The organism is Rhodococcus sp. DN22 (genome assembly GCF_036669995.1).
In the GTDB taxonomy this organism is placed as follows: Bacteria; Actinomycetota; Actinomycetes; order Mycobacteriales; family Mycobacteriaceae; genus Rhodococcus_F; species Rhodococcus_F erythropolis.
Genome location: NZ_CP133326.1, coordinates 1,453,515 through 1,472,499 on the forward strand (window position 1 = coordinate 1,453,515; position 18,985 = coordinate 1,472,499).

The 18,985-nt window shown below is 64.9% G+C and carries 10 protein-coding genes; 4 read left to right on the forward strand and 6 right to left on the reverse strand.

Features of this window, described 5'->3' with window-relative positions; genetic code table 11:
• Positions 1-41: 41 nt before the first annotated feature.
• Positions 42-3,263: a (Fe-S)-binding protein gene (locus tag RA302_RS06680; protein ID WP_338479844.1), complete on the reverse strand. Its 3,222-nt coding sequence runs from the start codon at positions 3,261-3,263 to the stop codon at positions 42-44.
• Positions 3,264-3,622: 359 nt separating this feature from the next.
• On the opposite strand from RA302_RS06680, the gene RA302_RS06685 reads away from it, so the two are divergent.
• On the forward strand, positions 3,623-4,273 hold the full coding sequence (locus RA302_RS06685) for a glycine zipper family protein (protein ID WP_020968768.1): 651 nt from the start codon (positions 3,623-3,625) through the stop codon (positions 4,271-4,273).
• A gap of 95 nt (positions 4,274-4,368) precedes the next feature.
• Here the strand turns inward: RA302_RS06685 and RA302_RS06690 are convergent, their stop codons facing one another.
• The 5 genes from RA302_RS06690 to RA302_RS06710 all read right to left on the reverse strand — a co-directional run bounded on the left by RA302_RS06690 (position 4,369) and on the right by RA302_RS06710 (position 12,883).
• Positions 4,369-5,679, reverse strand: a complete 1,311-nt coding sequence (locus RA302_RS06690) for a S1 family peptidase (RefSeq protein ID WP_029254718.1) — start codon at positions 5,677-5,679, stop codon at positions 4,369-4,371.
• Between the two features lie 223 nt (positions 5,680-5,902).
• Positions 5,903-7,243, reverse strand: coding sequence for a S1 family peptidase (locus RA302_RS06695; protein WP_338479848.1), 1,341 nt, complete (start codon positions 7,241-7,243; stop codon positions 5,903-5,905).
• Between the two features lie 109 nt (positions 7,244-7,352).
• Positions 7,353-8,600, reverse strand: coding sequence for a hypothetical protein (locus tag RA302_RS06700; RefSeq protein WP_338479850.1), 1,248 nt, complete (start codon positions 8,598-8,600; stop codon positions 7,353-7,355).
• 111 nt (positions 8,601-8,711) lie between these two features.
• The gene (locus RA302_RS06705; protein WP_338479852.1) at positions 8,712-11,147 is read right to left on the reverse strand and encodes a LuxR C-terminal-related transcriptional regulator; all 2,436 of its coding nucleotides are present in this window, start codon (positions 11,145-11,147) and stop codon (positions 8,712-8,714) included.
• Between the two features lie 14 nt (positions 11,148-11,161).
• Positions 11,162-12,883: an Hsp70 family protein gene (locus tag RA302_RS06710; protein WP_338479854.1), complete on the reverse strand. Its 1,722-nt coding sequence runs from the start codon at positions 12,881-12,883 to the stop codon at positions 11,162-11,164.
• Positions 12,884-13,218: 335 nt separating this feature from the next.
• Here RA302_RS06710 and RA302_RS06715 point away from each other — a divergent pair, with 335 nt between their 5' ends.
• From RA302_RS06715 to RA302_RS06725, 3 genes are all read left to right on the forward strand, one after another.
• Positions 13,219-15,504, forward strand: coding sequence for an IniB N-terminal domain-containing protein (locus tag RA302_RS06715; protein WP_338479856.1), 2,286 nt, complete (start codon positions 13,219-13,221; stop codon positions 15,502-15,504).
• A 123-nt stretch (positions 15,505-15,627) separates the two neighbouring features.
• Positions 15,628-17,496, forward strand: a complete 1,869-nt coding sequence (locus RA302_RS06720) for a dynamin family protein (RefSeq protein WP_338479858.1) — start codon at positions 15,628-15,630, stop codon at positions 17,494-17,496.
• Entirely contained in the window at positions 17,493-18,977 is a 1,485-nt protein-coding gene (locus RA302_RS06725; RefSeq protein WP_338479860.1) for a dynamin family protein, read from the forward strand. The genes RA302_RS06720 and RA302_RS06725 overlap by 4 nt, the downstream gene beginning before the upstream one ends.
• The last annotated feature ends 8 nt before the right edge of the window (positions 18,978-18,985 follow it).

Sequence of the window (18,985 nt, forward strand, 5' to 3'; positions counted from 1 at the left end):
TGCCCTCACCGTGACGGTGAGGGCATTCGCGTGTGGAGCGGTTACTTCTTGCGGCCGGGAGCCTTTGCGCCGGCCTTGAATCCGAGCCCACCTGCCTTGGGGGCGGGCGGCGCGGCAGCAGGAGCCGGAGCTTCCGCGGGTGCGGACGCTTCAGCAGGTGCTTCGGCGGCGGGTTCTGCCTTCACAGGTTCGGCGGCGGGTTCTGCCTTCACGGGTTCGGCGGCGGGTTCTGCCTTCACGGGTTCGGCCTCGGGAGCCGGTGCCGCAGCTGGCGCCGGGGCTGCAGCAGGAGCTGCCTTCCGAGCGCCGGGAGCCTTTGCGCCCGACTTGAATCCGAGTCCGCCGGCCTTGGCGACCGGTGGAGCCTTCGGGGCTTCCGCCTCGGCGGCCGGAGCCTCTGACGGTGCAGATGCCGGTGCAGCGGCGGGTGCAGCCGGAGCAGCGGCAGGTGCTTCAGCAGCAGGTGCAGCCTTCGCACCAGGAGCCTTGGCCCCGCCCTTCATCTGCAGTCCCTTGCCGCCGGGAGCCTTGGCGCCGGACGCCAGGCCCAGACCCTTCGGCTTGGCGACGGGTGCAGCAGCTTCGGGTGCAGCAGCCTCAGCTGCCGGTGCTTCCGCTACCGGTGCGGCAGCGGCCTTTGCTCCGGGTGCCTTGGCGGCGCCCTTCATCTGCAGTCCCTTGCCGCCGGGAGCCTTGGCTCCGCCCGCAAGACCGAGCCCCTTGGGCTTTGCCACAGGTGTGGCCGGTGCAGCAGCTTTGGCGGCGGGAGCTTCCGCGCTTGCGGCGGGAGCTGCCTTCTTGGCGCCGGGAGCCTTTGCCCCGCCGGCCATTCCGAGGCCCTTGCCTGGTGCCTTGGCGCCGGGAGCTTTTGCACCTGGTGCTTTGGCGAGGCCCTTCATGGCCAGACCCTTGCCTGCCGGTGCAGCCTTGGCTTCCGGAGTCGCGGCGGCTTCCTCGACTTCGGCGACCCGATCCTGCTCGACGGTCTCAGCCTTTGCCTCAGCAGCGACCGGGGCCTTCTCGCGCGGGATCACCTTGATGTTCTCGCCGAGCTGGGCGGGATCGAGGCGGGTGACGGAGTTCAGCATCAACTGCGCGACGTCGACGACCTCGACGCCTTCGCCCTGGCCTTGCTCCTGGCGGGCAGTGACGCCGTCGGTGAGCATGACGCGGCAGAACGGGCAACCCGTGGCGATCTTCTTGGGGTTGGTGGAGAGCGCTTCGTCGACGCGGTCGACGTTGATGCGCTTACCGATGTTCTCTTCCATCCACATGCGAGCACCACCGGCACCACAGCACATGGAGCGTTCGCCGTGACGCGGCATTTCGACCAGCTTGGAGCCTGAGGCTTCCATGAGTTCACGGGGAGCGTCGTAAACCTTGTTGTGGCGTCCGAGGAAGCACGGGTCGTGGTAGGTGACGTCTTCGCTCACGGACGCAACCGGGATCAGCTTCTTCTGGCGCACCAGACGGTTGAGCAGCTGGGTGTGGTGCACGACCTCGTAGTCGCCGCCCACCTCCGGGTACTCGTTGCCGAGGGCGTTGAAGCAGTGCGCACAGGTGACGACGATCTTGCGCTTCTTCTGCTCGATACCGTCGAAGACCGAGTTGAGCATCTCGATGTTCTGCATTGCGAGCTGCTGGAACAAGAACTCGTTGCCGGCACGACGTGCGGAGTCGCCGGTGCAGGTTTCGTCGGCGCCGAGGACCATGAACTTCACTCCCGCGGTGGCAAGGAGTTCGGCGACGGCCTTGGTGGTCTTCTTGGCACGGTCTTCGTAGGCGCCGGCGCAGCCGACCCAGAAGAGGTACTCGTAGTCCTCGAAGCTGTCGGCGTCCTTGCCGAAGACGGGGATCTCGAAGTCCATCTCGTTGATCCAGTTGAGACGGTCCTTGGAGTTCTGGCCCCAGGGGTTGCCCTTGTTCTCGAGGTTCTTGAACAGGCCGGCGAGCTCGGAGGGGAACTCCGATTCGATCAGGACCTGGTAGCGACGCATGTCGATGATGTGGTCGACGTGTTCGATGTCGACGGGGCACTGTTCGACGCAGGCACCGCAGTTGGTGCAGCTCCACAAGGTTTCGGCGTCGATGACCGGGGCCATCTCACCTTCGACGGTTTCACCGACGAGCTTGCGGTCGGCCTCGAGGCGTGCGGCCTCGGGGATGGCTGCGAGTGCGGCTTCCTTGACGTTGCCTTCGCTGTCGACGAGTCCGATCTCGTCGCCGCCCATGTCCTTGCGTCCACCAGCGAGCAGGTACGGGGCCTTGGCGTAGCCGTGGTCACGCAGCGACATGATGAGCAGCTTGGGGGAGAGCGGCTTTCCGGTGTTCCAAGCAGGGCACTGGGACTGGCAACGCCCGCACTCGGTGCAGGTGGTGAAGTCGAGCCAGCCCTTCCAGGAGAAGTCTTCGATGTTTCCGGCGCCGAGAGTGTCTGTGTCGGGGTCGACGTTCTCCATCGTCAGGACTTTGCCCTTGGACATCATGGGTTTTGCCGCGCCGAGCGCGACGGTGCCGTCGTCTTCACGCTTGAAGTAGATGTTGAAGAACGCGGAGAAGCGGTGCCAGGCGACGCCCCAGGTGATGTTGCGGCCCACGATCGCGAGCCAGATCATGCCGGTCATCAGCTTGACGAACGCGAACACCGAGATCATGACGGGGCTGGCGGGAAGCAGTTTGGCGACCTGCATGGTGAAGAAGTCGGTCCACGGGTTGGCGTGACCGTAGGTCGCGATCTTGCCGGCCTTGACCATGATCATGCCCAGGCCCTCGAGCAGGACGATGCCCTCGATGACGTAGGCGGCCTTGAAGTTGGAGCCGCCGAACCGGGACAGGCGTGCAGGCAGACGCGGGTGGTTGAGCTGACGGATCACGATCAGCGTGGTGATACCGATGACGGTGCCGAGGCCCAGGATCTCGTCCCACAGGTGCCACGCCCACGTGTTACCGAAGATGGGCCAGTGGAACTCGGGGTTGAACGTCTGGCCGTAAGCCTCGAACCAGAGCAGGAATCCGCCGAGGAAGCCGACCATGACGAGCCAGTGGGCCCAGCCGACGCTGCGGAACTTGTTCATGCGCGTGTGCGCGATGAACTCGATGATCATCTGCTTGAAGCGAGGGAAGAACGGGCGCCATCGATCGGGTGCCGACTGGCCGATGCGCACGGTGTTGAACATCCTCAGCGCGCCTGAGAGGAAGATGTACCAACACACCAAGCTCAGCAGAGCACCAATCGTGCCCAACGTAATCGTCAGGGCATTCATGTCGCGGCCTTTCGTTTCAGGGCGACGCGTCGGCCACCTCGGGACAGCCCACTGATACTAACCTGCGTTATGTTACCCGCCAGTAACTAGCATTACCAGCCTGTAGATACCGACTGGTAACCGCTCGTGGCCTGGAGAGATCAATCTTCTGCGTCGGACGGGCTTGGTCAAACGCAGACATGTCTGGTCGTCACGTTAGGCGGTGGCCGTCGAGCTCCTTTCTGTCAGGCAGCCCTAACTCGGTTTCCGGGCAGGTGAGGACAACCGACCGGCTGTTATCGTTACGCCCGTCACGCACAGGGGAAACGGGTGGTGTGAGTCATCGACTTGCGCCCGCTCGCTCCCGGGGAGGATCAAAAATGTTCATTCGTAAAGCTGCGGCCATCGCAGCGATGACCATTGCCGCTACGGGCATCGCTGCAGGTACTTCTTACGCAGCTCCGGAGACGTCACCCGACGTTTCGTACACCGCCGAGGTCGTCGACCAGGCTGTTGTCACCACCATCGATGCCGGGGCATTCCGGGTATCGGGTGACGGCACACACGTCGACTTGCAGAACAGCCAGGGCGCAACTCTCGTGAGCCTGCCGCTCGCGTTCAACCTCGGGGACGTTCAGTTCCCGTTCGACGAGACCGTCAGTGAGGACGGCAAGACCCTCACCCTCAAGCCGAACTTGGACCCGGCCAGCTCCAAGCCGAAGCCGGTCGCTGCCGAGTTCACCCCGGTTGCTTCGCCTGACGAGGATCAGAAGGCAATCGAGAAGTTCCAGTCACAACTCGGGCTTGCCACGCAGATCGGTAGCCTCACCGGCACGATCGTCGGTGCAGTCATCGGTTGCATCGTGGGTCTGCCCGGCCTGGTTATCGGCTGCCTCCCCGGCATGGTCACCGGTGCCGGTATCGGTGGAGTCGCCGGTACCATCCTCGCCGGCGGCGGAACCGCAATCGTCGCGGGCATGGACCTGATCAAGGTCCTGAACGCTCCGGCCGGAACAACTCTCTTCCAGTAAGCAGCTCTACCGGTTAGACGTCACGAACGCCGAAACGGGCGCCACACCTTCGAAAGGTGTAGCGCCCGTTTTGCTGTCTCGGGGAATGCGTGCGATCAGTAGTCGCGAACCTTCAGGCCTGGATTGGCGGCGAGGATGTCGTTGATCGGCGTCGCGTACTGCGTCGGTGCTTCTTGTCCGAACAACGTCTCGGCCTGAGCGATCTCGCACAGGGGAGAGGTGGCGACGTTGGACGCACTCGTGATGCCCACTGCCAACGTTCCGGAGACGATGGGGCCACCGCTGTCACCCTGCAGGACGCAGATGTTGGTGGTGAAGCCGTTGTCGAGGGTGTGATCCAAGACCTTGGCGACGCGGTTGACGCCGGTGACGACGCCGCAGCTGAAGCCGGTGGTCGATCCCGCCTTGCAGACCGGGGCGCCCACAATGGGATCGGCGGTACCGGTGATGTTGACCGAACGGTTGAACGGGACCCGCACGCTGTTGTTCTCGAAGCGGTACTTCGCGTTGTCGTCGATGTTGATGATCGAGTAGTCACGCCCGTCGAAGCTGCTCTTGGCGAAGTATCCGACGCGGGGCCCGGTCTGGTTGTTCACCATCGGGAAGACCTGGCTCGAGTTCGAGGTGCCGGCAGCGGCACGGTTGGGATCGCAGTGGCCGGCGCTGATGTTGACCGTGCGTCCTGAACCGTCGGTGCCGTTGAAGCCGAATGAACAACGCAGTCCGGTGTTACCGGAGGTTGCGCCGAAGGCGTCTCCGCCCAGTGCAGCGTCGCCGGTTGCGGATCCGGTTGCGGGAATGAGGTCCGCGACGATCGGGGGAACCAGTAGCGGAGCAGCGGTGTGGACGACGGTCCGCTTCAGGAACTCAGGCAATTCGATGCCGGCGGCAGGATCGGCGGTGAGGGCGACTCCGTTGCCGACCACGTCGACGGCGATGCCACGCACGAGGTCTGCGACCTCGGCAGGCTGCGAATCGAGCCAGGTGTTGAGTGCCGAGAGTTGACCTTGCAGAGCCTGCTCGCTCTGCGCGACGTCCTTGACCTCGAAGCCGGCCTTCTCGGCGGCCTCGCGGGCAGCATCCTTGTCGCGACCGTCAGCGAGAGCGACGATGCCCTTGCCGAGGTCGTCGAGCCACACGCCGGCAAAAGAGTCGGGAAACTGGACGCGCGCGATGGCGGCGAACTCTGCGAGCTTCTGCGCGAGTTCGGAACGCGAGACGAACTGGTCGGGCGTCAGCGCCAAGTCGTGCTGTAGGGCTTCGGCGAGTTCGACCGGCAGATGGGCTGCCTGATCGGATACCCCGGATTCATTCGGTTCTGCGTTCGCGACCGCGGTAATCGGTCCGAGGAGCAGCAGCGCGGCCGAACCGAACACTGCGGCGCGACGTGCGATGGAGCTTCGCATGTGGGCCTTTCCACTTCGTTGACCGCGTACCACCCCCCTGGGAGCACACGGATACGGCTCACGGACTTGTGGTGAGCCGATCACAGTCGACCATGACTATATGGGTTCGAACGCGCTATTCCCACCCGTTACATGAGCAAACAGCGCTGACCCCGACCGACAACAGCACTGTGCCCGCCGATCAGAACAGATCGGCGGGCACAGTGCGTGAATCAGTGGTTGGTCAACCCGCAGTGCGAACGCGGATTCCGGAACCGACACCGCCGCCGGATGCGCGATCTGCGGCGTCGAGGATGTCTCCGACCGGGATACCCAGATTCGAGGTTCCACCGGAGGTCGCGAGTACCAGGTTCGCTTCGTTGCAACTGGGTGCGCCGCTGCTGTTGGAACCGCTGGTGATGCCCAGCGCCAGGGTTCCGGAGACGATGGCGCCGCCACTGTCCCCGGCGAGGGTGCACGCGGTACCGGCGAATCCGCGAACGGTTCGTGAATCGCCGTCAGCCATGACCAGTTGTGTTTCGACGCGATCGGCTGCCACGACGCCACAGGTGAAGGACGACGTCTGACCCGACTTGCAGATGGGAGCGCCGATCACGGGACGTGCTGTTCCGGTGATCGCGAGGGTGGTCCCGTTGGCACCGCGGACGGCAGCGCGGTCGAGGCCCGCGTCGATGCCCGACTGGTCGAACTTGATGACCGAGTAATCGAGATCACCGGCGTTGTTGCCGACGGAAGACTGTGAGAAGGCGCCGATCAACTGACTGTCGTCGACGTTCGCGTGATTCGGCAGGTAGACCGGCGACTTCGAGCCCTCGGCCGGATTGCAGTGTCCGGCACTGACATTGAGTGCATTGTTCTGATCGTCGACGGCGTTGAACCCGAACGAGCAGACCGAGATGTTCTCGGTCGGCGTCTCGCGAATGGGTCCCGTCGACGTGATGTAGGTGTCGCCGCCGAGCGCTCCGGGATCAACCGATCCGCCACCGTCCGGGCTGAGAACGATCTTGGTGTTCTCGAGCAGGGTCGGAAGATTGAGTGCCTGCCCGACGGGGCTGTTCGCAACGTCGATGACGACCTGATTGTTCAAGACGTCGATAGTCGCCGAATTGACTGCGCGTGATATTTCCTTGGGCAGCCCGGCGATCCATCCGTTGACGTCGGCCAGCGTCTTCTCGAGGGTGTCGGCGGAGACGGGGGCGACGTGGGTGCGGTATCCGTCGTCGGCCGCGATTCGAGCAGCTTCGGTGGTGGTGACGGCTACGACGGGTTGACCGTCGAGTCCCATCCACGATCCGGCGTAGTCGCCGGGGCGCTCGGACTTGAATTCCTGGGCGTACGCGCCGAGTTCCTGAGCTTTGGCAGCGCGGTCGAGATACTCCTGTGGGGAGATCTTCAGATCGCGTGTGATCGCCTCGACCAGCTCAGCCGGAAGCTGGTCGGCTTCGAGCTGTTCGACATGCGTGTCGGAGGCGGGCTCTGCCGATGCCGTCGTGGTGAATGGAGCTGCGAGCAGTAGTGCCGAGGCGCCGACCACAGCGGTGCGGATCGCCAACGAGTTACGCATGAAATCCCTTCAAGTCCCCGGCACCGAGCCGGTAGGTACCGCACCCACCATAGGGGAAAAGTTTCGACGAGGAATATGCGCCTCCTCTCTGGCTGTTCAATCTTTCTGTCTAACTTGGCATTCCGGGTCTCGGGGCCAATGGCATGACGGGCATGTCGGGATTCGGCACCACCGGATCGGTTGTGTCGGTCGGGTTGGAGGGCTGCGTCGGCGTTGTCTGTGTATCAGTGGGGTCGGTCACGGCGGGAGTGTCCGGGGTAGCCGGATCGACCGGATTCAGCGGTCCGACGACCGGCGGCAGGTTCTCGATCCGAAGGGGGTCGAGCTGGATGGTGATCGGCGGTCCCTGTTGCGCGGGGACGTTCGCCGTAGTGGATTTCTCGGTACCGGTGCCCGGACTCGCCGGGATGGGCTGGGATTCGGATGAGGTCGATTCCGCGTCGGATGACCACGACTGCGCCGTCGGCTGCGCGCCGAGAGCGGGTACTTCCGACGGGAGCGAGGTCGCTGAGTGCGAAACCGTGCCGGGCTGACTCGCCGCAGTGGCGGGCGTGGTGCCGGTGGGCAGGGGAGATTGTGCGTCGAGAATCCCGGGCGCTGAAATGGTCGGAGTGTGTCCGATGATGACCGCGGCCGCGCAACCCGACACCGTCAGAAAGACTGCGGCGGCTGCTGCGGCGATGATCGGTCGGCGCTCCGATCGCCACTGACGATTCAGCCAACCGTCGACGCTCGGTGCTTTCGTGCCCGGTACTTCCACGCCGGATTCCGGCTCCGGTTCGATCAGGACGAACGGCGGAAACTCCTCGAGGGTGTCCTCTGGCTCGGCAAGATCGGTTGGTTCGGGTTCGGAACAGGTAGAGGTGATCGAGTAAGGCGCGGCCAACTCTGCGGCTCCGCGGGCTGCACTGTCGTCGGCATCCGGATCCGCGAGCCAGGCCGCAGAGGCTTTCTCTTCCGGAATCAGTTCGACGCCGTCGAGATCCATGCTGTCGAGTGCGCCGCGCAGTGCGTCGACGGAATCGCTCGACCAACCTGCCGGGATCACCGCAGAGATGTTCAGGTTCTGATCAGTGAGTGTTCGGACCTCCTTGACCAGGCAATACATTGCTGTCGCTACGAGTTCCTCTCCTCGCGTCATGTGCTCGGAGAAGTTGTCGGTATCGTCAGTTCCGACCCTGTCGAGGAACCCGCGCAAGCCGGTTGACCCCAACGCGGTTTCACCTAGCTGCACGGTGCCGTCAGGAGCGTGGTGCAGCACCGATTCGCGTTCGAGGATCACTGGTTCCGAGTCGGGTTTCGCGATCGCAGCAATGCTTCGTTTATTGCCGACGGCGAGTTCGACTCCCCACTTCATAGCGATCCCCGTTTCACAGTTACCGAACTTTGCTCGGCATGCATGTCCTGATTCCTGTGAAAACTATCACTTAAACGGATATATGCAACCCTCCGGACAATATGCAGCTAACTATTTGTTCGGCGGTGTCATGCTGCGAAGGATGGTGAGCAGTTCCGAACGAGACTGCGCCCCGACGCGCCGCTTGATGCGTGCGACATGGTGCTCGACGGTTTTTGCGGAGATGTAGAGGCGTTCGCCGATTTCCCGATAGGTCAGGCCGACGACGACGAGTTCGGCAACTTCTTGTTCGCGCTCGGTCAGTACCGACGGTGGTGCCGCGCTGTCGGTCGAATCGGTTGCATTCGTCTCGGCCGTCGACGTTGTGCGTAGCGAGCGCGCAACGTGGAGCAATGCGGTGGCCGATTTGGTGTCCGGTGTGCGCAATGCTGCTTCGCCCGCCAAGCGGGCCGCGTCCCAGGGCAGCCCGATGCGGTTGAGTGTTCGCGCTGCAGCTTCCACGTCGTCTGCGTCGACGCTGCCCTGCATGAGTAGGAGCCATTGGCGTCCGGCGGTCGCCAAACCGGCTGCGTAAGTGTGGGTTTTGGCTGATTCCGCGAGTGTATGGGCGTGTGGAAGGAGATCGGCCGGTGACTGCGAGAGGATCGACGCCTGGACGCCGTACCAATGCAGCGGCGAAGACCACAGCGGAGGCTCGCCGAGTGCTCGGAGGAGCGTGCGTGCGTCGTCGACCAGATGCTCGACCTGCTCGGCCTCGTCGAGTCGTACTGCCGCAAGCCACAGTTCGCCGATGGGAAGCAAATTGAAGAGATCCACGCTGCAGGACGAGAGGGTGCCGGCTGCGCCCGACCAGGCGCGCCGCAGCTGGGCGAGATCGCCGGAGCGTCGAGCGAGACCCACGATCATGGCATGCAGAAACAGTGCGTCACGCTCACGGAGGGGGCCGCGGACTACCTCCTCCGGTAGATCTTCGACAGCAGTGTCGTGCCCACGGGTCATCGCGATCCACGCGTCGAGAAGGTGAAGCCGCGCCCACGTGTGACTGCTTGCGTCGTCGGCGGCGATCGCGGCCGCGACGACAGCGGCGGCCCGTTCATGGGCGCCGTTGTGCAGGAGTGCAAGAGCTACCAGCGCCGGGGCGGAATCAGGCTGGAATTCAGATGTGCCGGAGCCGCCGGGGAGCGAAAGTGCGCGCGACATCGTGTTGAGCGCACTCGGTGCACTCCCCGTGACTGATTGCATCAGTCCATTGGCCAGTGTGGCAGCGCCGACCGTGGAGCTCGACGGTGATCCAGTATGCCCGGCGAGCGCCGCGTTCGCGTCGTCGACGTTGCCGATGCCGAGGAAGGTGATTGCGGCGAAGGGGGATTCGGTTTCGGTGCGCCCTGGCCCGAGCCAGGTGTAGAGATCTGCGGCGGCGCGGAGTTGGCCGCATGCTGCGGACGAAGCTGCGCGGATTCGCACCGCCGCAGCCAGTCTCGCGTTGTCGAGATCGGGTTCGGCGATGACGGAATCGGCCAGGCGGCAGGCAGTGTCGAGGTCACCACTCCGAGCCGAAACCTGGGCGTACAGCAGCGTGTCCGCCACGCCGAGAGGCTCGATCGAATTCACACGACGAAAAAGATCTGCCGCGACCGCCGGCGTGCTCGCGTCGACTGCGTCTCGTAGTACAGCCGTGAGATCGCGGTGGCGGATGCCGGAGTCGAAAAGTCTTCGTGCTGTACCGATATCGAGGGTTCTCGCGTTCGCGCGTGATTCGACGATTCTGATCAGCTCGCTGCGGATACGTCCTGTGCTGGTCGACTCTGCCACAACGCTCGCGACGAGAGGTGATCGCGAACCGAACAGTCCGGTAGCCAGTGCTCGGTCGAATGCCGCTGTGAGACTGAACTTCTCCTGCCCCAGATCGAGCTCGAAAGCGTCGATGTCCGGGACGGCGAATGAAACCTCGAGGATCTCACGCTCGATCGGATGCAGAGCGGTGACCTGATGGAGGATGTGTGTGCGTACGGCTGTCGCCATTTCCGGGCGGCCCGCCGAGGCGGCGGCGAAATACGCTTCGACGGCCCCGAAGGAACCACCGGCCAGATGCTCGAGCGTCAGCACGGCACGATCGTCGAGCGGAACTCTTCGCTCCGCGGCGATCTTCCGAATATCTGACCGGTTCAACGGGTTCAGATGTAGGACGGTGCCGAAACTCGAGATGTTCGAGTAGATCGGTGCGAGTGGAGGATCGATCCGATCGGAGGCGATGACTACTCCGAGGTCGTCACGTTGAACCAGTTCGTTCAGAGCACGGATTTCGTCGGGGGTCAGAGCCTGCGCGTCCGCGATCACCACAATCGCATCGGCTGGGGCGTCATGCGTGACGACGGTGACCACGGGTCTGTCACCAGATTCGATCCTCTTGCGCACCGCCCTCGTCACTTGGGGCCGAGCGCTGGCGTCGGTCCCGGTGACGAACAGGCGCAGTGGCGATGCAGTCAGGTCGATGCCGCGCAAAAGTCCTGCAATGTAAGACGATTCGGTGCCGCTGTCACGGTTCATCGAAAGCCCGCCGGTCAGCGGATCGGCGCGGTGACGCCGCCGACGACACCACCGACCACGTTTCCGACACCACCGACGACGTTACCGAGACCTCCGACCACGCCGCCGACACCGTCCCCGACGCCGTTGACCAAACCGCCGACACCGTTGCCGATGCCGGTCGCAGCATCACCGATACCGGTTCCGACGCCTGCTCCGGGCGCTGGTGCCGGTGCCGGGGCGGGAGCCGGTGCGGGCGCCGGGGCGCCGGGTGCGGCAGGTGCAGGCGCCGACTGGGCGGTCTCACCTGGTGCGGGAGCAGATCCAGCTGGTGCGCCGGCAACCGGAACTGCCCCTGGTACCGTCGTCGAACCGCCTGCGGCAGCAGGAGAGCCGGGCTGATTGTTCTGAGTAACGTTGTTCGCAGTCGTGGATCCGTTGCCTGCTGCTTCGGCTGCCGTGGTGCTGCCGGGGGTAGAGCCCGGCGTGGTCGAAGCGGTGGACGAGGTGGACTCACTGGTGGTGTCCGCCGAACTGGACGGAACGTTGATCTTGTCCATGGCCGTTCCGATTCCGAGTCCGCCTGCGGCGAGCACGATGAACGCTCCTACCACCGCAGCAACGACGCCCACCCTCGACGAGCGTCGAGTCGCCGTGTTCTCTTCCTCTGTCGGCTCGGCAAGCAACGGAGTGGAGAAGGCAGGAACCGGTGCGGGCTTGCGCGACGGCTCGGCGGGAATCACTGCAGTGGCGGCGGCCGGCACGTGCGAGTCTCGGGCGTCGAGGGCGAGTGCCGCGGCGCCGGACGCCGCGCACGACGCGGGATCGGCGTCGGCGATCACCGGAACACGAAGCTCCGCGGACAGTAGTTCGGCGACAAGGGGAATGGACGAGCTTCCGCCGGCCAGAACAACCTGATTGACATCACTGGACTCGACGCCGGCAGAACGCAGGCTTTCACGCACCAAGACCACCGATTCGGTGAGGGCGGGCCTGATCAGATCCTCGAGCTCGGAACGAACCAGTCGAATGTCGCTGACGGCGCCGGGAAGCGTCACGCGAGCAACGGTTTCCGTCTCGGTGGAAAGTTCCTCCTTGGCTGCGCGGGCTTGCTCGCGCAGAGTTTCCAGCGCTGCAATCGTCTCGGGAGCAAAGGGATCAAGGGCTGCGAAGTGGTCGGAAACCGCATCGAGCAGGTGCACGGTGACGAGGTGATCGAATTCGTCGCCGCCGATGTCCTCGCTGCGCAGTGGCTTTCCGAAGATCTCGCTTCGTCCGCCGGTCGTGGACATCATCGTGACGTCGAGCGAGCGAGCGCCGAGGTCGTAGACGACGGTCAGACCGTCGTTGGCAGCGTTTCCGGAAGCGGCGAGCCACGCCATGACGGCCGCGGGTTCGGCGACGAGAGTAGCCCCGTGAACCCCGGCGTCGTCCAGCGCGGACTCCATGGTTCGTGCTGTGTGACGATTCCACCCCACCGGGTGAGCCAGGACAACAGCTGGACCTTCTTCGCCGCCAGCCTGGCCGACGAGCGCGCCTACCGCTGTCGCTGTGAGAGCCTCGCCGCGGTACTCGGTACCGTCGGCGGCAAGTATCGGGATCGGGTCTCCGACGCGCTCGACAAATCCGGTGATGACGGATCCGTCGTCCAATTGCAGCGCACTGGGTAAGCGGACCTGTTGCGTTTCACCGGTCGAGCCGTCGGTGACAGCTACGAGAGTGGCCGAACCGATGCTGATGCCGAGCCCTGCCGCCATGAACGAACTCCCCTGGTCGTGGGCGACAGAAGGACTGTCGCGGTTGTCTGCGATGTCGGTTTCAGGACCTGGATCGTTACCGGATCGGAGGCGTCGCGGCGAAGTAGGGGACCGATCCCCTAATCGGAGCAAATCCCCCTATTCCGAGCGGGCGTACCCCGTAGGGGGCTTCCCCGTCTGTCCACGCAGAAGAGGGGGGTGCTCCCCGTTGGCCCCAGTCGCAAAAGTTCTTAGCGTTGATTCCACTCGCTACCTCTGGCAGCGCACCAGTTTCCGGATCACCGGCAACAACCCACCGGCAACAACCCGGTCAACGAACTTCAGGAGAACCCGCCATGGCAACGAACGCCGTACTCGAATTCATCCTCGGGCTACTTCGTGACGACGAGGCAGCTGCCAACTACTGCGCCAACCCGACCGCGGCACTCAACGCTGCCGGTCTGTGCGACGTCAGCCCCGCCGACATCGTCGCCGTCGCTCCGCTGGTTGCCGAGTCCGGACTGTTTGCCGGTGGCGGCGCCGACCTGTCCGCGATCGTCAACGCCGGCGCGTCCGCTGCGGGTGCCATCGGCGGCGGTCTCGGAATCGGTGGTGGTCTCACCGGTGGACTGGGTGGCGGCCTCGGCGGCAGCCTGGGTCTCGGCGCCGGTGCAGGTCTCGGAGTCGGAGGCGCCCTCGGCGGCCAGTTCGACCTGGTCGGCGACTTCGCAGCAGCCCTCAGCGCTGCGCTTGCCATCGGCGGCGAGATCAGTGCCGACCTCGGCGCAGCCTTCGGCGCCGTCATCGAAGCCGGCCTGGGCCTCGGCGGTGCACTCGATCTCGAAGGAGCTCTCGATCTGGGCGCACAGCTCAGCGCGGCTCTGGGCGGGGCCCTCGGAGTGACCGGCGGTCTGACCGCGGAACTGGGCGCAGCCCTCGACGCCGCCATCGGTGTGGTCGGCGGACTCGACCTGACGGCGGGGCTCAGCGGAGCCCTCGCACCGGTCTTTGCCATCGGTGGCGACCTCGGAGCCGACCTCGGACTGGCTCTCGGTGGACTCCTCGGCGGCGCAGCAGACCTCAGCGGACTCCTCGACATCGGCGGCGAACTGGGCGCGAGCCTGACCGGCGCACTGGAATCCGCCCTTGCACTGGGCGGCGGCCTCGATCTGGCCGGCGCTCTGACGGGCGACCTCAGCACGGCGTTGTCCGGCGCGCTCTCCGGTGTCCTGGGAGCCGGCGGCACGATCGGCGCCGATCTGGGTGCATCACTCGGCGGCGTCCTCGGAGCGATCACGGATGTCAGCGTTCTCACCGATATCGCGGGCGGCCTCGATCTCGGTGCAGCCCTGAGCGGCGCACTCGGCGGCGCACTCGGCGTCGGCGGCGGTTTGGAAACTGCACTCGGCGGCGCACTCGACGCAGCATTGGGCCTCGGCGGAGGACTCGACCTCGACGCCGTACTCGGCGGGGGTGCAGACCTGGGCGCGCAGCTCAGCGCGGCACTCTCCGGCGCCCTCGGTGCCGGCGGAACGGTCGGAGCCGACCTGGGCGGCGCACTCGGTGGACTGCTCGGGGGAGCACTCGACCTCGAAGGCGGTCTCGGCGCAGACCTCGCAGCGGCTCTGGGCGGCGGTGCGAATCTGTCGACGGCTCTCGAAGGTGTCCTCGGTTCGGCACTCGGCATCGATGCCGGGCTGGCGGGCGGTCTCGGCGGCGCACTCGACGCAGCGCTGGGCGCAGGCGGACTTACCGGAATCGACCTCGGTGGTGCACTCGGCCTGGGCGGCGAAGCAGGCTTGGCAGCCGGTGTGGCTGCGGCTCTCGACACCGCTCTCGCAGGTGCAGGCGGCTTGGGTGCTGTCGGTTCCGTGGGCACGGACCTCACCGGCGCGCTGGACGGTGCGCTGGGCGCCGGCCTCGGGCTGGGGGGCTCTCTCGACAGCGTTCTCGGTGCCGAAGGCGCACTCGGTGGAGCGCTGGACACGGCACTGAACCTCGGCGGAATCGACACCGGTTCGATCGGTGCCGACCTGCCCTCCGTCGACCTCGGCGCAGTGAACCTTGGCCCGATCTCCGCTGAACTGCCTTCCGTCGACCTCGGAAGCATCGCGGCAGACGGCCTGAACCTCGGCGGTGTGACCGGCGACCTCGGAGCAACGGTGGGCGGTGCTCTGGACGCAACAGCAGGTCTCGACGCAACAGCAGGTCTCGACGCCGCCACGAACGCTGCGGCCGGTTTGGGTGGGTCGCTCGGCGGAGCACTGAACGGCGTCACCGATCTCGGTGGATCGCTCGGCGGGGCTGTCGGAGCAGTCACCGACGTGACAGGTTCGATCGGTGCCGACGCAGCCGCGGCTGCCGGTGGCACCGTCGACGGTGGCGGTACCGTTGGCGGCGGCGGAGTCGCTGACCTGGGTGGATCCCTCGGTGGAGCAGTCAGCGGCGTGTCCGACCTGACGAGTTCCTTGACCGGTGCGCTGAACCCGTGGTCGTCGATCGATGCGACCGACGCTTTCGGTGCGGGCTCCGATTCGGGACTGAGCGCCGATACCGGACACTCGCTCTTCGCCGAGGATTCGGTTGCAGCACCGGTCGATCACATCGACCCGGTTGCGGTTGTCGATCACCTGCATCCCTGATCTGCTGACGCAGGAACTGAAATCGGTCAAAATGACCTGATGTAACAAATCCGGCCCTGCGTGCGCTATGCGTTCGCAGGGCCGGATATTCGAGTCGGGAAGAATTGCGGGTCAACGTAGCTCATGAGTGATTCAGCGAGTCAGGTAAGCAGTCGGAAGGCGCGCGTCGCGTCGTCGACGGCGTCGTTGCTCGAACGAACAGCCGTCGTGGCGAAGGATTTCGGGCGCACGGATCTGGTGAGCCGACTCGAGAATGCTCAGGTCAGAGTCAATGATCCACGTATTCGTATCGTGGTGGTCGGTCCCCTCAAACAGGGCAAGAGCCAGTTCGTCAATTCTCTGCTCGGCATCGACGTGTGTTCGGTCGGTGACGACGAGACCACTGCCGTGGCGACGGTCGTGCAGTACGCGGAGACCGCGGTCGCCGAATTGATTCTCGCCGATCCGGGTGCGGCGCCCATCCGGGTGCCCCTCCCGCTCGAAGAACTGATGGGGATCACCCCGGCCACGCCTCGCGCCGAAGGGCGTGAAGTTCTGCGTGTGGAAGTGGGTGTTCCCAGTCCGCTGTTGGCCGACGGTTTGGTTCTGATCGACACCCCCGGTGTCGGTGGTCATGGAAATCCGCATGCTGCAGGAACATTGGGATTGATCACTGCGGCCGATGCCGTGTTGGTTCTGTCGGACTCCAGTCAGGAGTTCACCGAACCCGAGCTGGGATTCATCCGCCAGGTCGTCAATCTGTGTCCTGCGGTGGCCGGTCTGATCAGCAAGACCGATCTGTACCCGCACTGGCGACAGATCCTCGACGCCGATCGCGGACATCTCCAGCGCGCCGGGTTGGACCTGCCGCTCATTCCGATCTCCTCGGTACTGCGGTCGCACGCACTGAGGCTGGGGGACAAGGAACTCGAGGCGGAATCCGGATTTCTGGACCTCTATCAGTTCCTGCGGGACAACGTGGTTGCGCGTGCCGAGTCGAACACGCGACGCGCAGTTGCGATGGACGTGCGTTCCTCGGCAGCACATCTGACGTTGGAGATGGGCAGTGAGCTTGCGGCGCTGAAGGATCCGTCCACCGCTCAAGCGGCGGTCGCCGGCCTGCAGCGTGCCCGGGCAGCGGCCGAGGAACTGCACAAGAAGACCTCGCTCTGGCAACAGAGCCTCGGCGACGGCATTGCAGACCTTGCCGCCGACATCGATCACGACCTCCGGGACCGGTTGCGCCGGGTCACCCGCCAGGCCGAAGAGACGGTCGACGAAGGCGATCCAGGTAAGGACTGGGACGTAGTGGGGGAGTGGCTCGAACAGGAGATCGCCACCGCTATCGGTGACAACTTCGTGTGGGCTCACGATCGAGCTCAATGGTTGGCAGAAGTTGTGGCGCAGCACTTCGCGGAGACCGGCGACGTCGCGCTCCCGCATCTCGACGTCGCCGACACCGACGGTTTCCTGGAACCGGTTGGCGCGTTGTCGGACCTCGAATCCGGCCGTATCGGCATCACTCAGAAGGTCCTGGTCGGCATGCGCGGCTCGTACGGCGGCGTATTGATGTTCGGCTTGATCACCACGATGATGGGCATGGCACTGGTCAACCCGATCTCCATCGGAGCCGGGGTTCTGCTGGGTACCAAGGCTTATCGCGAAGACAAACAAGCACAGGTGCTCAAGCGTCGGGCCGAGGCGAAAGCGGCTATCCGACGGTTCGCCGACGACGTCAGCTTCCAGGTGGGCAAGGAGTCGAAGGACCGCCTCCGCCTGGTGCAGCGGCTCCTGCGGGATCACTTCACCGACATCGCCGAGCAGGCGCTGCGCTCGATCAACGAATCCCTCCGCGCCACGCAGGAAGCTGCGCAGTTGGAGTCGAGCGAACACGCCGCTCGTATCAAGCGTCTGGAGACCGACATGCGCGTCGTCGCAGAGCTTGACACCGTTGCCGGAAAGCTGATCGGCGAAACTCCGGCTCCTGCTTCGGCAAAGGTGAGCAACGCATGAGTGCCACGACCGCCGTGACCGCTGTGGAGTCGGCACATGCTCTGATCGACCACGCCAGACGGGTCTACGCGGACCAGCCGCAGACGCGAGCCCAGTTGGACGAATGCGCTGCCAGGCTCGACGAGCCACTCCGGGTGGCGCTCGCCGGCTCCCTCAAGGCGGGGAAGTCGACGCTGCTCAATTCGCTTGTCGGACAGGATATAGCGCCTACCGACGCGACGGAGTGCACGCGCGTCGTCACCTGGTATCGGAACGGGACAACGCCCCAGGTGACTGCGACGGCCGAGAACGGTGCCGAGTTCAACGTGCCGGTGACGCGCCGCGACGGCAGGCTCACGTTCGATCTGGGGGAGTACACCGCAGACTCGGTGGACCGCATCGACGTCGACTGGCCGTCTTCGGCATTGGCTCGTACAACGATCATCGACACCCCAGGTACGTCTTCGCTCTCGACCGAGGTTTCGGCCCGAACCTGGGACATGCTGGTTCCCGATGGTGGTGCGCCCGGCGCGGACGCGGTGGTCTACCTGCTGCGCGCCCTGAACGCCAGTGACATGCAGTTCCTCGGGAAGATCGCTGATCATGTCGGCGGAGAATCCGGCCCGCTCGGAGTGATCGGTGTTCTCTCGCGTGCCGACGAGGTCGGCGCAGGCAGGCTCGACGCGTTGTCTTCGGCGAAGGACGTCGCGGCACGATTTGCCGAGGAATTGGAGCGAACCGGCCTGTGTCAGTCGGTGGTTCCCGTGGCAGGTCTGCTGGCACTCGCCGCACGGACGATGAGGCAGAGTGAGTTCGCTGCCTTCTCGGCGCTCGCGCAGGTTGCATCCGAGGATCTGAGCCTGGCACTGCTCTCCGCGGATCGTTTTGCCAGGCAGGACAGTCCACTCCCGGTCGATGCGGCGATGCGGGCGCAATTGGCCGATCGGTTCGGGCTCTTCGGAATTCGCCTCGCCGTGACGTCGATCAAGCTGGGTGCCACTGATTCACCGAGTCTGGCAGCCGAATTGCTGGAGCGAAGCGGACTGGACGAGCTTCGTCAGGTGATCGACGTTCAATTCGGGCAGCGCGCGGATCAACTGAAATCGCACACAGCACTGGTGACGTTGGGCAGGATCCTCGAAGCTGATCCGAGTGAGGAAGGCGACCAGATCGCGGCGGAGGCACAACGGTTGCTTGCCGACGTTCACGGTTTCCACGAACTTCGCCTGCTCGGGCGACTTCGTTCGGTACACACAGATCTGCCACCCGACGACCTGGCACAACTACAAAGGCTGATCGGTGGCTACGGAATCCGGGCCAGTGACCGGTTGGGCTGCGAACCGGAAGAATCGCCGGAGGTGCAGCGTGCGCGGGCTACCGCGGCTGTCCGGCGATGGCGCGAGTTGTCCAGGCATCCGCTCTTCGACAGGTTCACCTCCCGCGCCTGCCTGGTTGCTGCCCGCAGCGCCGAGGGCGTCTTGGCTGAAATTGTGCCCGAATAGGGACCCGT

Excerpts from the sequence above, each read along its gene's own strand:
- RA302_RS06680 (WP_338479844.1), bottom strand. The coding sequence starts at position 3,263 with ATGAATGCCCTGACGATTACGTTGGGCACGATTGGTGCTCTGCTGAGC.
- RA302_RS06685 (WP_020968768.1), top strand. The coding sequence starts at position 3,623 with ATGTTCATTCGTAAAGCTGCGGCCATCGCAGCGATGACCATTGCCGCT.
- RA302_RS06690 (WP_029254718.1), bottom strand. The coding sequence starts at position 5,679 with ATGCGAAGCTCCATCGCACGTCGCGCCGCAGTGTTCGGTTCGGCCGCG.
- RA302_RS06695 (WP_338479848.1), bottom strand. The coding sequence starts at position 7,243 with ATGCGTAACTCGTTGGCGATCCGCACCGCTGTGGTCGGCGCCTCGGCA.
- RA302_RS06700 (WP_338479850.1), bottom strand. The coding sequence starts at position 8,600 with ATGAAGTGGGGAGTCGAACTCGCCGTCGGCAATAAACGAAGCATTGCT.
- RA302_RS06705 (WP_338479852.1), bottom strand. The coding sequence starts at position 11,147 with ATGAACCGTGACAGCGGCACCGAATCGTCTTACATTGCAGGACTTTTG.
- RA302_RS06710 (WP_338479854.1), bottom strand. The coding sequence starts at position 12,883 with ATGGCGGCAGGGCTCGGCATCAGCATCGGTTCGGCCACTCTCGTAGCT.
- RA302_RS06715 (WP_338479856.1), top strand. The coding sequence starts at position 13,219 with ATGGCAACGAACGCCGTACTCGAATTCATCCTCGGGCTACTTCGTGAC.
- RA302_RS06720 (WP_338479858.1), top strand. The coding sequence starts at position 15,628 with ATGAGTGATTCAGCGAGTCAGGTAAGCAGTCGGAAGGCGCGCGTCGCG.
- RA302_RS06725 (WP_338479860.1), top strand. The coding sequence starts at position 17,493 with ATGAGTGCCACGACCGCCGTGACCGCTGTGGAGTCGGCACATGCTCTG.